At 67.0% G+C, this 12,654-nt stretch carries 14 protein-coding genes and 1 tRNA gene; 5 read left to right on the top strand and 10 right to left on the bottom strand.

Annotated features, from left to right (window positions below; all coding sequences use genetic code 11):
* Positions 1-41: 41 nt before the first annotated feature.
* A complete protein-coding gene (locus LQD00_RS02335) occupies positions 42-524 on the top strand; it encodes a hypothetical protein (protein WP_232715501.1) in 483 nt (160 codons plus the stop codon).
* An 84-nt stretch (positions 525-608) separates the two neighbouring features.
* Here the strand turns inward: LQD00_RS02335 and LQD00_RS02330 are convergent, their stop codons facing one another.
* Positions 609-1,031 carry an NUDIX hydrolase gene (locus LQD00_RS02330; RefSeq protein WP_006865521.1) on the bottom strand — a complete coding sequence of 141 codons (423 nt, stop codon included), beginning with the start codon at positions 1,029-1,031 and terminating at the stop codon, positions 609-611.
* A 153-nt stretch (positions 1,032-1,184) separates the two neighbouring features.
* Here LQD00_RS02330 and LQD00_RS02325 point away from each other — a divergent pair, with 153 nt between their 5' ends.
* Positions 1,185-2,243 carry an N-acetylmuramoyl-L-alanine amidase gene (locus LQD00_RS02325; protein WP_232715500.1) on the top strand — a complete coding sequence of 353 codons (1,059 nt, stop codon included), beginning with the start codon at positions 1,185-1,187 and terminating at the stop codon, positions 2,241-2,243.
* Between the two features lie 28 nt (positions 2,244-2,271).
* Here LQD00_RS02325 and LQD00_RS02320 read toward each other — a convergent pair whose 3' ends face one another.
* On the bottom strand, positions 2,272-2,835 hold the full coding sequence (locus LQD00_RS02320) for a TetR/AcrR family transcriptional regulator (protein WP_232715499.1): 564 nt from the start codon (positions 2,833-2,835) through the stop codon (positions 2,272-2,274).
* An 89-nt stretch (positions 2,836-2,924) separates the two neighbouring features.
* Here LQD00_RS02320 and LQD00_RS02315 point away from each other — a divergent pair, with 89 nt between their 5' ends.
* Entirely contained in the window at positions 2,925-3,377 is a 453-nt protein-coding gene (locus LQD00_RS02315) for a DUF1772 domain-containing protein (RefSeq protein WP_232715498.1), read from the top strand.
* 179 nt (positions 3,378-3,556) lie between these two features.
* A complete protein-coding gene (locus LQD00_RS02310; protein ID WP_232715497.1) occupies positions 3,557-4,363 on the top strand; it encodes a DUF6159 family protein in 807 nt (268 codons plus the stop codon).
* A 144-nt stretch (positions 4,364-4,507) separates the two neighbouring features.
* On the opposite strand, the gene LQD00_RS02305 is transcribed toward LQD00_RS02310, so the two are convergent.
* The 7 genes from LQD00_RS02305 to LQD00_RS02275 form a co-directional block, all read right to left on the bottom strand.
* On the bottom strand, positions 4,508-5,203 hold the full coding sequence (locus LQD00_RS02305; protein ID WP_232715496.1) for a hypothetical protein: 696 nt from the start codon (positions 5,201-5,203) through the stop codon (positions 4,508-4,510).
* The gene (locus LQD00_RS02300; protein WP_154884848.1) at positions 5,200-5,835 is read right to left on the bottom strand and encodes a hypothetical protein; all 636 of its coding nucleotides are present in this window, start codon (positions 5,833-5,835) and stop codon (positions 5,200-5,202) included. Before LQD00_RS02300 ends, LQD00_RS02305 begins: the two co-directional genes overlap by 4 nt.
* A complete protein-coding gene (locus LQD00_RS02295; RefSeq protein ID WP_232715495.1) occupies positions 5,832-6,635 on the bottom strand; it encodes an ABC transporter ATP-binding protein in 804 nt (267 codons plus the stop codon). The genes LQD00_RS02300 and LQD00_RS02295 overlap by 4 nt, the downstream gene beginning before the upstream one ends.
* Positions 6,628-7,692, bottom strand: coding sequence for a FecCD family ABC transporter permease (locus LQD00_RS02290; RefSeq protein WP_232715494.1), 1,065 nt, complete (start codon positions 7,690-7,692; stop codon positions 6,628-6,630). Before LQD00_RS02290 ends, LQD00_RS02295 begins: the two co-directional genes overlap by 8 nt.
* Positions 7,673-8,830: an ABC transporter substrate-binding protein gene (locus LQD00_RS02285; RefSeq protein WP_232715493.1), complete on the bottom strand. Its 1,158-nt coding sequence runs from the start codon at positions 8,828-8,830 to the stop codon at positions 7,673-7,675. Before LQD00_RS02285 ends, LQD00_RS02290 begins: the two co-directional genes overlap by 20 nt.
* 261 nt (positions 8,831-9,091) lie before the next feature.
* Positions 9,092-9,164: transfer RNA gene (locus LQD00_RS02280), tRNA-Ala, on the bottom strand.
* A 111-nt stretch (positions 9,165-9,275) separates the two neighbouring features.
* On the bottom strand, positions 9,276-10,025 hold the full coding sequence (locus LQD00_RS02275) for a DsbA family protein (RefSeq protein ID WP_232715492.1): 750 nt from the start codon (positions 10,023-10,025) through the stop codon (positions 9,276-9,278).
* A gap of 265 nt (positions 10,026-10,290) precedes the next feature.
* Here LQD00_RS02275 and LQD00_RS02270 point away from each other — a divergent pair, with 265 nt between their 5' ends.
* Complete coding sequence (locus tag LQD00_RS02270) at positions 10,291-10,989, top strand: VIT1/CCC1 transporter family protein (RefSeq protein ID WP_051992472.1); 699 nt, start codon at positions 10,291-10,293, stop codon at positions 10,987-10,989.
* On the opposite strand, the gene pgm is transcribed toward LQD00_RS02270, so the two are convergent.
* Positions 10,990-12,633 carry a phosphoglucomutase (alpha-D-glucose-1,6-bisphosphate-dependent) gene (gene pgm, locus LQD00_RS02265; protein ID WP_232715491.1) on the bottom strand — a complete coding sequence of 548 codons (1,644 nt, stop codon included), beginning with the start codon at positions 12,631-12,633 and terminating at the stop codon, positions 10,990-10,992.
* Positions 12,634-12,654: the final 21 nt, after the last annotated feature.

Here is a 12,654-nt window from a genome sequence, read left to right as displayed (position 1 = left end):
CGCGGAACACTCGACGCCGTCCTGCGACTAACGTCTGCGCCATGCAACAAGACCGCAGCCGACAGATCACCTGGGTTCTCGCCGGCATCGCGACGCTCCTCGTGGCCGTCTTCGTCGTGCTCGCCACGTACACCTTCACCCGGGACCGCGGCAGTAGCGCCGACGCCGCTCCGGTCACCGTGACCGTCACGAGCACCCCGGACCCGGAACCGGCGCCGCAGCCCGCGCCGGCCACGCCTCCCCCGGTCACCACCCAGCCGGAGCCGACTGGGTCGACGCCGGTCCGAGGCGGGGTGTGCCTCGAGACGGAGGACCGACAGTTTGGCGTCGCTGCCGATGGAACCAGCGTTGTGTGCGTCTACTCGCACCCGACCGATGACTACAGGTGGAGTAGGCACGCCGACAACGACGGGTCAGTCCACAACCTCGGGGAACCCTGCGACCCTGCTGTCGACAAGGTCGCCCAGGACCCGTCCGGCAAGGCGATCATGTGCGGCGGCCAGTTCTGGGTCGACGGCCCGTGACGCCGCAGAATCGCGGGTTCAACCGCAGAACCGCTGGCCGTGAGCAGCGCGTCTTCCGACAGCCGGCAATCCTGTCCGTAGGCCTCAGACCAACTCGGGCAGTACGCATTCGGTGAGCGGCGCGAGGTCCGGCGGGAACGCCGAACCGTCGAGTGGTTGCCAGCGCAGTTCGGCGATCTCGGCGGCGGGGTTCAGCGTCCGCGCGTCCCGGTCGAGCACCGTCGTGGAGACGAAGACCGCTGCCTCCACGTCGAACCCGTCTTCGTTCGCGGCGACCGCCCGGTAGACGCCACGCGACTGCAGCTCCGACGGGTCGAGTTCGAGGTGCAGTTCCTCTCGGCATTCGCGGATCGCCGTCTGCAGCGCGGTCTCGCCGGGCTCGGGCTTGCCTCCGGGGAACATGAATCGCGCGGTGCCGCGCTTGCGCACGGTCAGGACCGCGCCGGCGGAATCCCGCAGGACCACCGCACTCACCCGGATGACAGCTGAATCGACCACGCAACCCACCTTAGTGTCCGCACCTACCGGGCGAATCGGCGGTCACGCTCGAGGGCCGAGTTACCGGCGACGTCGGGCGTAGGCTCGAATCATCGAAACTCTTTGACAGGGTGGACTTTCGGAGCAGTGACGCAGAGTAGGCACACGAGGGAGGCGACCACGGTGGCATGGACCGGCGACCCGATCTGGCTGGCCGACGTACTGCGCGCCGAGGGCCTGGCCGTCATCGAACACGCCGGGTGGCGTGGCCGCGGCCACGGGGATTTCCGCGACCTGCGCGGGGTGATGTGCCACCACACCGCCGGTGGTGGTCCCAACGACTGGCGGGTCGTGCAGGACGGTCGGCCCGGCCTGCCGGGGCCACTCGCGCAGCTCGTCCTCGAACGCGACGGGACCTACCGGGTGATCGCGGCCGGGGTGGCGTGGCATGCCGGGGCCGGCTCCCATCCCGGATGGCCGACCGACAACGCGAACTGGCACGTGATCGGGATCGAGGGCGTGAACAACGGCGTGGGTCAGGTCTGGCGGGCGGCGCAGATGAATGCCTACCGGCGTGGCTGTGCAGCGATCCTCCGTCGACTCGGCCGACCCGCGTCGGATTGCGCCGGTCACAAGGAGTGGTCGTCGGAGGGCAAGATCGACCCGAATTTCGACATGGTGTCGTTCCGTGCGGAGGTCGCCCGCCTCATCGCCGGCGGCCCGCCGGCACCCGTGGAGAACGAGATCGACGCCGAAGCCCTGGTGGCCCGGGCCTGGATCGGTGCCAGGCTCACACCCGGCGAACTGCCGACCGCGGACGGCGTCGGGCGCTTCGCCCGGTTCGCCAACGGCACGATCTACTGGCACCCGTATGTGCGCAACGGCGAAGCGACGGCCGTTCCGGCGCATCTGATGAAGACCTACGCGCAGTACGGATTCGAGTCCGGCTTCCTCGGCTACCCGACCCTGCGCCACACCGTCGTTCCCGGCGTCGGCGACATCCAGGCGTTCGAGGGCGGCACCCTGTACCGCCGCTACGGCGACGACGGCTTCCCGGTCCGCGGCGTCATTGGCAAACGCTGGGCGTCGGAAGGCTGGGAGACCGGCCCTCTCGGCTGGCCGATCTCCGACGAGTACGACAACGGCACCGGCGGTCTCGCGCAGGACTTCCAGAACGGGCGCCTGCAGTGGGACCCATCCGGTGCCGTGAAGGAGATCAACCGCGGCAGCGACGCGATGTGAGCACAACCGACGCGCACGCCCGCCTTGACTACCCTGCCGAGAACCGCGAATTCAGTTCTGCCACACGGGCTTCCCGGTTCTCGGGACGCATCCTCCCGGCACGCTCCAGCAGATGAATGCCGTGCAGGGCAGCCCAGAAGGTCTCCGTCGCACTGCCGCGTTCGTCGTCCCCGATGGTTTCGGCGAGAACATCGAAACCCGCCCGTAGATCCGCGGGCGTCTCATCGCTGGCGAACTCGGCGTCGATGGCCTGCTGGAACATCGCTTCGTACACGGCGGGGTGGGCCCGCGCGAAGTCGAGATAGGCGTAGGCGACCGACTCGACGCGACCCTGTGCGTCACCACCGCTCTCCGCCGCACGACACTGCCGCGTCAGCTCGACGAAACCCTCGAGCGCGACGGCCAGCATGATCTCCGACTTGCCTCCCGGGAAGTGGCCGTAGAGCACCGGCTGCGAGTATCCGATGGCCTCGGCGAGATGCCTCGTGGTGACCGACGACCAACCCTCCGCGTCAGCACGACGCCGCGCGGCCTCGAGAATCGCACGACGCCGTTCCTCATAGCGCTTCTGCCGCGCCGTCTGTTCGGCCATCGGATCTCCTCCATTCCGTTGCGTTCGCTCGCAACCCGACCTAGTCTAGCATCACTAGAAATTCTAGTGAGGCTAGAAATGGAGTCGTCATGTCCCCTGTCCTCTCCGTGGTCACCACCGTCGTCGTCGGACTGATGGTCGGCGTGGAACTCTCGGTCGCCTTTGTGATCAACCCGATCACCCTGGCGCTGCCCGCCCCCGCCTCGATGGCCGCCCGATCGCACGGAGCCCGCATGATGGGTCGGGCGATGCCGTTCTGGTACTTCGGCTCACTGATCCTCGCCGGGGCGCTCGCCGCGACGACGTGGGGCACGACGCCGTCGACCGCGGCCCTCGTGGCAGCGGCACTGCTCGCTATCAGCGTGGTCATGTCGATCACGCTGCTCGTCCCGATCAACAACCGGTCCAAGAACTGGACCGCCGACTCGTACCCGGAGGACTGGCGAGAGCAGACGCAGCGCTGGGACAACCTCCACTACATCCGGGTCGCGGTGATCGTGGCGGCCTTCGCCCTCATCGCGATCGCCGCGGTGGCTTTGTAGGTGCGAGCAAACGGGCGACTGCCGCGGGACCCGTCCGAGCCGGCGCATCGGTTCAATCGCGGCGCCGGTGCCCGACGATCGCCTGACGCGCCCACCACTCGGCATGCCCGATTTGCCCGAAGCGATTGTTACTGTGCTCTGGGCCGTCACACCGGCCATCGGCTACCGAAAGGAACGGCGTGGCATCCTCGTGGGAGATCCTGAAGGCATCGGCGCGTATCTTGCGATCCCGCAAGGAACTGACGATGTTCCCGGTGCTGTCCGGTTGCACCCTGGGCATTCTCGCCATCGCGTCGGGCATCGTGGTCGTCACCCTTCCGGGACTGCGGGACTCCGCCGCAGGGCTGATCATCGTGGCGGCGGTCTTCTACTTCCTCGGGGCGTATGTGCTCACCTTCTGGCAGGCGGCGCTCATCTCACAGGCGGACATCACGCTCGACGGCGGCGACCCGAGCGTCGCAGGCGGTATCGCTCGGGCCACGCGAGCCGGCGTGCGCCTGGCCCCGTGGGCCGCGATCGTCGCGACCGTGTCGTTCCTGCTGGACGTCGCCGAACGTCGTCTGCCGCAACTCAACATCGTGTTCGACATGGCCTGGAACGTGACCTCCTTCCAGGTCTTGCCGATGATGGTTCTCGAGGACGAGTCCGTGCCCGGCGCCGTGCGGCGCGCCAGAGAAACGTTCCGTGAGGTGTGGGGCCGCAACATCCTCGGCGTCGCGAGCACCGGGCTGATCTCGCTTGTACCGGCTGTGCCCGGTGCGGTCCTGATCTGGCTGGCCCTCACCGAACTCGACGGTGCGATGATCGTCGTCATGGCGCTCATCGGGATGCTGTTCATCGCCGCGGGCGCCGTCATCGCATCCGCTCTCAAGGGCATCTACCAGACCGTGCTCCACCACTACCTGGTCAACCGTCAGATGCCCGAGGCGTTCGGCGGGATCGACGGTAGCCAGTTGGTTCGCACCCGACGCAGCGCGACGGCGTAGTCGCAGCTCGAAACGACAAACACCCCCTACGAGGAGGGGGTGTTGTCGGTGGATCTACGCGTCGGTCGCGAACCGTCGCCTCACGCATTGCGAATCAACCTCTGCCACACGGCCCGACCGGCCTTTCTGACACGTTGGGGCCGATCAGCTACCGGTGTTGTCCAGCCACCGCAGGAGCGAGTACAGGAACCGCGTCGAACCGGGCATGAAATTGTTGCCGTGATGGTACGTGGGGTCCAGGGTGGTGACGATGATCCGGCCCGGCGTGCTGACGGTGTCCTCGTAGAGGATTGCGCCGGCGTCTGCGCGGGCCCCGGTCTCGTCGGGTTCCTCCGCGACCACCAGCGGCACGACGCCGGCCTCGGCGTGCAGCAACCCGTGGTGATGCCAGATCACGGACTTGGTGGACAGGTACTCCCACGCCTCGTGCTCGGGGTTGCGCGTACGGATCAACGGATCCGAACCCTCCAGCCACCACCAGAAGTTGGTGGGACGCGGACTCCACGAGACGCCCGGAAGCCAGGTGTGGGCGGCGTTCTCACCGAGTACGACGAGTGTTCCTCCACGCTGGGGAACCGCAAGGAGCTGCGCGGTGTGCTTGCGGACGAGTTCCGGATGGAGCCGGTCGGCGAGCACGACGGTGTCGAACGCGTCGAGATCACCGTCGGCGAGGTCACCGAGGTATACGAACTCGGGCTGGTGCGCGATCACCGCCGGGTCCTTGAGCGTCTGCAGGTGGAAGTGCGAGCCGCCGTGAACGAAGGCAAGACGCCGACGCGAGCGCGGGGCACGGTCGGTGCGTGCGAAGGGTTCGGCGACGGGATCGATGGTCGTGGTCATACCTGGGCCTCCTGCTGGGCGAGCCACGTGAGCAGCTGGGGGAAGATTCGTGCGGAGGTGTTCGGATCCTCCTGATAGACACCGACATCGAGACCGCCGTGGACGAGCACCTGGCCGGCGCCGAGCGGATACACGTAGTCGACCGGAAGCGCGTTGCGGCCGATGCGGTTTGCCACGACCGCGCCCTCCGGCAGCTTGTCACTGTAACCGCGGGCGTAGAAGCCGGACACCCCGCGCCGGAAGCTGACGTCGGCGGGATCGACTCCCTCCCACACCGGATGCGCGTCGCCGGAGACGATCGCGAGGTCCTTGGGGCCGAAGTACTGCAGCTTGCGCCACTTGCCGAGACCGGGCAGGAAATCGGTCAGGGGATGCCCCATGATCGCGACCCGGCCACCCGCGGTGACGAAGTCGGTCAGCAGGTCGCGACGGCGTTCGAGGAAGATCTGGTCGCAGTTGCCGTTGATCAGCAGGCCGCGGACGGTGCTCAGATCCAACTCGTCGAGCGAGTACAGGTCGACGGGAGTGACCTGGTCCGAGACGTCGGTGCCGCCGGACATCCCGGCATTCGATCCCATCGTCAGATGCAGAACGGGTGGAAGTGACTGCGGTGCAGTCGGATCGGTACTCATCGAGATACTTTCTGTAGGGAGGGTGCCGCGGGGGCTGTATCCGCGAACGTGTCATAACGGGTGTAGAGAACGGTGCGGGGGCCGCCGCGGTCGTCGACGGTCGTGCTGACCACGTCGATTCCGTACAGCTCGCTGAGCACATCGTCGGTGACGAGTTCGGCGACGGGACCGACGCGGATGTCGTCGACCGAACGCATCACCACGGCGCGCCCGCCGAGGTGCAGGACGTGGTCGGGGTGATGGGTCGTGAGCAGGATGCCCATCCCGTCGGCCGCCAGGTCGCGCAGCAGCTCGAGCACTCGGGCCTGGTTCCGCAGGTCCAGGGCCGAGACCGGTTCGTCGAGGATCAGGAAGTTGCAGTCGGACACCAGCGCTCGTGCGATCAGCACCAGCTGGCGCTGCCCACCGGACAGCGCCGCGAAGCTGCGCGTCGCCAGGTCGGCGATCCCGACCCGCTCGAGGATCTCGCGGGTGCGGGCGACGTCGGTACGACTGGGGGTGGCGAACGCCGACACCTTCTTGGCCCGCCCCATCAGGACCATGTCGAACACCGAGTAGGCGAAGTTCGACGCACTCGCTTGTGGGACATAGCCGATCGCGGCGTCATGGGTGACCGACCCCTCGGACAACCGGGTCAGTCCGGCGATACAGCGCAGCAGCGTGGTCTTGCCCTGCCCGTTGGGGCCGAGGATGGAGGTGATTCCTCCGTCGATGCGCAGACTGGCGTTCCGGAACACCCAGTCGCAGCGCGGGTAGTGGAACCCGGCGTCCCGTAATTCGAGGGCGGTGTGATCAACCATCGATGAAGGCCTGTCTGCGTGAATTGCTCAGGAGCAGAACGAAGACCGGGGCACCGATGATCGCGGTCAGGATACCCAGCGGGATCTCGCCGGCGCTGATGGTGCGCGACAACGTGTCGATGATCGTCAGGTATGCGGCGCCGAGGAAGAACGTCGTCGGCATGGAGATCCGGTGGTCGGGTCCGACCCACAGTCGGGCCATGTGCGGGACGACGAGGCCGACCCAGCCGATCACCCCCGACACGGCGACCGCACCGGCGGTCATGAACGCCACCATCGTCAGCAACACCGCTCGCAGCCGTCCGGGGTTCAATCCGAGTGCGGTGGCGTCGTCGTCGCCGAGCGAAAGGATGTTGATCCGCCATCGCAGACCGATCAGCACCGTCGAACCGATGAGGATCGGGACGGCGGCGATCAGCACCTTGCCCATGTCGGCGGTGGCCAGAGAACCCATGAGCCAGAACACGATCGACGGCAGCGTGGTGTACGGGTCGGCGACGTAGGTGATGAACGAGACCAGCGCCGAGAAGAAGGCGCTCGTGACCACGCCGCCGAGCACGATGGTGAGGATCGGTCCGCCCGCTCGGGTGCGCCCGATCAGCAACACCATGCCGAGCGCGACCAGACCGAACAGGAACGCCCCACCGACGAGGAAGGCCGACCCGAGCCCGAAGATCAGCGCCAGCACACCGCCGAACGACGCCCCGGAGGACACCCCGAGGATCTGCGGGCTCACCAATGGATTACGGAACGCCGCCTGCAGTGCCGCGCCGCCGAGGGCCAGGCCACCGCCGACGAGCATGGCGAGCAGCACGCGCGGAAGACGAACGCCCAGAACCACGTTGGCTTCCGCCTCGGTCCAGGTACGGGGCAGCGCGATCACCTCGTTGACGAGGATGCGGGCGACCTCGTTGACCGGCACGGTGTAGCGACCCACCGACAGCGAGATCAGGCCCACCGCAACGATGCCGACGGTCAGGACCAGCGGCACCACGATGCGCGTCGACGTGCGTGTCTTCTCCGGCTCGGCGACGAGCTCATGCACGGAAGTCGTCATAGTCCGCGCTGCCCGCGTTGTCCGGCACCTGCAGGATGCGATCGATGTCGGCATCGGTCACGTCGTAGGCGTACAGCGTCCGGTAGGTCTCCCGGATGCGTCCGCGCAGTTCGTGGTCGACGTCGGGGAAGAAGACCGAGTTGGCCCACATCCACATCAGATTGGACTCGTAGCACGGCGGGTCCCAGGAGAATCCGCCGATCGGAGCCTTGTAGACCCGCTTGTTCTTGACCGCCGACAGCGACGACCAGCGGGGATCGGCGTACATGTCGGCGGGTGTCGTGGGCTCGAAGTTGCCGAGGATCACGATCTCCGGATCCCAGCCCAGGACCTGCTCCCGGGTGACACCGAAGCTCGAACCCTTCCCCGCACCCGAGGCGACGTTCTTGCCACCGGCCAGTCGAATCCAGAAGTCCATGTAGCTGTTGTCGGCGCCTACCTTGATCTCGGGCGCGTTGTACATGTACAGCACGCGCGGGGCCGCGGAAGCGTGAGCCGCGGCGGCCTTCTCGACCACCTTGCGGTCGGCGGCCATCGTCGCGAGAACCGCGTCGGCCTGCGACTTCTTGCCGAGCAGTTCCCCGAAGATCGAGATCCAGGCCTCGAGGTCCTCCTGGGTGCCGTACTTGAGCAGCAGCACCTTCAGGCCGGCGTTGCGCAGCGGCGCGACGATGTCATCGCCCTTGTCGCCCCACTGGATCACGACGTCGGGGTTGAGGCTCAGGATGTGCTCGACGTTCGGCACGAAGTCGTTGCCGGCGACCACCGGGGTGTCGAGGAACGCCGGGAACATCGTGCCCAGCATGCCCTTGGACGCCATCGAGATCGCGACCTCGTTGACGCCGACGTTGCGGGCGGTGGACTGATCCGAACCGATGATCATCGACGGAACCGGGATGATCGTCGACGCGATACGGCCGACCGGGGTGTCGAAGGTGACCGTGTTCTGGTACTGGTCGACGACGGTGATCGGACCGCCCGCGGCGCTGGTGCCTGCGGTCTCGGAGACTGCTTCGCGGCTCGAGCACGCGGTGACACCCAATGCCCCCAGGGCAAGTGCGGCAACTCCCATCGAGCGCATGAGGTCGCGGCGCGAGAGGTGTGCGGCAGGGGCGGACGGACGGGGGCGGGCAGCCATCTGGACTCCAGGACAAACAGGCGGCGACGCGATGCGCTGCTCAGCGCCTCGCGTCATCGGAACGGACATCTTCGACAATTAGGGGAGCTTATACTAACGAAGGCTAGCCTTGCTTCAGCGGTATTTCTGTGCCGACAATTCTGGGCACAGGGTGGCGAATTCCGAGCAGATACGGTGTGCGCGAAGGGGCCCCGCCCCGGGCGCGGGACAACAAGAAAAAGGGTGGGTCAGACCCGAAAGTCTGACCCACCCTCTGTGGAGTGGAGCTAAGGGGACTCGAACCCCTGACCCCCACACTGCCAGTGTGGTGCGCTACCAGCTGCGCCATAGCCCCGTATTTTTTTGTTCCGCCCTGTTCAAGGGCACTGTGAAAGTTACACCACTGCCTCGACGGCGACCAAATCCGCAGGAACCGGGCCCTTTGCGGGGCCCGGTCCCCCTCGGATCACGACTTGCCGGCGCCCAGAATGCCGTCGAGCCAGCCGGTGCCGTCGAGCAGTCCATCGACGGGCTTGCCGTCGTGGAGGACGCTCGGGGTGCCCACCTGGCCGGCGGCCTTCTTGAGTTCGTCACTCGACGTGGCGGCGTTCGCTTCCGCCTGCGCGACCTTCTCGTTGTCGGTGATGCACTTGGCGGTCGCGGGTGTCGCACCCTGCGAGGTCGCCAGGCGCGCCAGTTCAGGGCTGGTGATGTTGCCGGTGCCGTCCTCGGCCGGCTGGGCGTCGAACAGCGCACTGTGGAACCGGAGGAACAGGTCGGTGTTCTGCTCCTGCGCCACACAGGTCAGCGCGCCCGCCGCACGGGAGCTGTAGTCACCGGTCGCCGACCGCGAGTTCAGGAAGTTGAGCGTGTGATATCGCACCCGCAGCTTTCCCTCGGTGACCGCGGCGGTGATCGCGGGACCCGACTGCTGCTCGAACATCTTGCACACCGGGCACAGCGGGTCCTCGAAGACATCGATCAGCGGCGCGTTCTCCGGTCCGACGATCATCGTCGAACTCGCGGCGAGCGCGGACTGGTCAGCGGTTCCCTTGTCGCGACCGCTCCACCAGATCCCGCCGATGACCAGGCCCGCGATCACCAGGATCGCGATACCTCCGAGGACATAGGTCATCGTGCTCGACGGCGCGCTCGGCTGATACTTCGATGTGGTGGCGCGGGGCACGGAGGCTCCCGACTTACGCTTTTCGCTCACGTAACGACAATATCCGCGCCGCACTGATAATCGGCTGAGTAGATGCGCCCGAGGAGCACCGAATACGTGCCGCTTTCGCAAAATGATCTCGACACGGCTCGATCGGCGAAGGGACGGCTCGATCGGCGAAGGGACGGCTCGGTCGGCACAGGGACGGTCGATCGGCGAAGGGATGGCTGGACCGGGAGAAGGGCCGGCTCGCCCGGCGACCCGCGACATACGTCGCTACGCTCGCGGGGTGACCAACAGCGAGGTCGACGAGGAAATGAACCCGATCAGCCACGAGCACCCGGACGTCTCGGGCGGCCAGGTCCGCGCCGCGACCTTCGGCGCGATGGACGGCTTGGTCACCAACATCAGTCTCGTCGCCGGCGTCGGTGGCGCAGGTGCCAGTGCACACACGATCATCCTGTCGGGCGTCGCCGGACTGATCGCCGGCGCGTTCTCGATGGCGCTCGGCGAGTTCACCTCGGTGTCGACGCAGAACGAGCAGCTCGATGCCGAGGTGGAGGTCGAACGCTCCGAGATCGAGAAGAACCCCGGCGGGGAGATCCACGAACTCATCGAGATGTTCACCGAGATGGGCATGACCGAGGAGACCGCGACCACCGCGGCGCACGAGATCCACCAGGACCCCGAAGGTGCGGTCGACGTCCACATCACCCAGGAACTCGGCGTCGCCCCGTCGGACAAGCCGTCCCCGTGGGTGGCAGCGATATCGTCGTTCGTGATGTTCGGTATCGGCGGCGTCGTCCCGCTGATCCCGTACCTGCTCGGGTTCTCCTCGCTGCTCCTCGGCCTGTCGGTCGGCGCCGTAGGACTCCTCATCGCGGGCGGCGTCGCCGCGTACGTCACCCGCCACCCGATCGCCCGGGGCGCGCTGCGTCAGCTGTGTTTCGGCGTGATCGCCGCCGGCGCCACCTATCTGGTGGGCCTGGCGATCGGCATCCCCGCGGGCGGCTGATCAGCTCCCGAGCGCGGTGTCGACGACCTGCTGCGCCTCCTTCTGCACCTGCGCGAGATGCTCAGGGCCCTTGAAGGATTCGGCGTATATCTTGTAGACGTCCTCCGTTCCGGACGGCCGCGCGGCGAACCACGCGTTCTCGGTGGTGACCTTCAGGCCGCCGATCGCCGCCCCGTTGCCAGGTGCGGTTGTCATGATCGCGGAGATCGGTTCTCCGGCGAGTTCGGTGGCCTTCACCTGCTCCGGCGACAGCTTCGACAACACCGCCTTCTGCTCGCGCGACGCAGGCGCGTCGATCCGGGCGTAGGAGGTCTCGCCGTACTGCTCGGCGAGTTCGGCGTACCGCTGTGACGGCGTCTTGCCGGTGACGGCCAGGATCTCCGAGGCGAGCAGCGCCATGATGATGCCGTCCTTGTCGGTCGACCACGGCGTGCCGTCGAACATCAGGAACGACGCCCCGGCACTCTCCTCACCGCCGAACGCTACGCGTCCCGAGAGCAGTCCGTCGACGAACCACTTGAAACCGACGGGGACCTCCATCAGCGGCCGGCCGATCCCGGTGACCACCCGGTCGATGAGTGACGACGACACCAGCGTCTTGCCGACCGCCGCCCGCTCCGACCACTGCGGACGATGGGTGAACAGGTAGTCGATGGCCACCGCGAGGTAGTGGTTCGGATTCATCAGACCGGCGTCGGGCGTGACGATCCCGTGGCGGTCGGAGTCGGCGTCGTTTCCGGTCGCGATGTCGAAGGAGTCGCGCGCGGAGATCAGCGAGGCCATCGCGTTCGACGACGAGCAGTCCATCCGGATCTTGCCGTCGGTGTCGAGCGTCATGAACGAGAACGTCGGGTCGACGGTCGGGTTGACGACGGTGAGATGTTCGAGGTTGTAGCGCAGCCCGAGGTGGGCCCAGTACCCGACCGACGCACCGCCGAGCGGGTCGGCACCGATGTGGATGCCGGCGTCGCGGATGGCCGCCATGTCGACGACGTCGCCGAGGCCCTCGATGTAGTCCTGCAGGAACGAGTAGTCCGCGACGAACTCACTGGATCGAGCCCGCTCGAACGGAATCCGCTTCACGCCGTCGAGCTTCGCCGCGAGCAGGTCGTTGGCGCGAGCAGCGATGACCGAGGTCACGGTGGTGTCGGCCGGACCACCGGTCGGCGGGTTGTACTTGAACCCGCCGTCGCGCGGCGGGTTGTGCGACGGCGTCACCACGATGCCGTCGGAGAGCACACCGGGGTTCTCCTTGTTGAACGTCAGGATCGCGCGACTGACCGCAGGGGTCGGGGTGTATGAGTCGTCCTCGGCGGTGAACACCGACACCTCGTTGGCGGCGAGAACCTCGAGCGCTGTCCGCCACGCCGGAATCGACAAAGCGTGCGTATCGAAACCGATGAACAGCGGACCCGTGATTCCCGCACCGCGCCGGTATTCGACGATGGCCTGCGTCGTCGCGAGGATATGCGCCTCGTTGAATGCGGTGTCGAAACTCGAACCCCGATGGCCGGATGTCCCGAACACGACCTGCTGCAACGGGTCCGACGGATCAGGGACGTTGTCGTAATAGGCACGCTCGAGTGCCTCCACGTCGACGAGGTCTTCGGGCAGGGCCAATGTTCCAGCGCGGGAATGTGCCATATCGGCGATTCTGCCACCAAG

The sequence above is a fragment of the Gordonia metallireducens genome, from assembly GCF_021245825.1.
GTDB classification, from domain to species: Bacteria; Actinomycetota; Actinomycetes; order Mycobacteriales; family Mycobacteriaceae; genus Gordonia; species Gordonia namibiensis.
The sequence above is the reverse complement of the archived record's forward strand: the minus strand, read 5'-3'. Positions and strand labels throughout refer to the sequence as shown.